The organism is Vibrio sp. Y176, assembly GCF_033438945.1.
Map to the genome: position 1 here is coordinate 1 of NZ_JAWOQS010000708.1, position 632 is coordinate 632.

A 632-nucleotide genomic window follows, 5' to 3' on the forward strand; every position below is an offset into this window, starting at 1 on the left:
CGCTGCTTTAAATCCTTATCGATGTCTCGAATCAAGCTGCCATCCAGCTTTATCACTTCCGGCTCTAACTTTAAGATCTCATCAATATTGGAGTATCCAGAACCAAAATCGTCCACGATAATGCGCGCACCCAGTTTTCTGAAATGGCTGCACACTTCTATCATACGACCGTAATCTTTAATCTGTTCAGACTCCAGCACTTCCAGCCCTATCCGCGTCGGGTCATTCAACTGGCTGATTTCATGCTCCAGCAACATCAACGTTTTGTCGCTCAACAAATCTTGCGGAGACAGGTTAATCGAGACATCCCCTTTCTTATCTCGCATGTAATGCAGCGTCGAGCGGATCATGTGACGACTCAATCTGGTGTACAAATGCGTGTCTGAGATGATCGGTAAAAATCGCCCTGGAGCAATCACTGTTCCGTCTTCTTCTAAAATCCGCACCAGACATTCTTGGCTGGCAGGAAGATGACTGTAAGCGTGCACAATCGGTTGGCTATACGTAATAATGTTCTGCTTGAGAATCGCGCGGCTGACGCAACTCAACCACCCTAGTTGCTCTTTACGTACATCTTCACTGACTTCGATGTCTTTAGCGTTGCAAATATGCGTGTTGCTGCGAACGCCAGA

Annotated in this window: 1 protein-coding gene; it reads right to left on the reverse strand. The window is 46.8% G+C overall.

What is annotated here, in order from left to right:
• A partial coding sequence (locus tag R7O13_RS28195; protein ID WP_318305364.1) for an EAL domain-containing protein occupies positions 1-632 on the reverse strand: 632 nt, incomplete at both ends.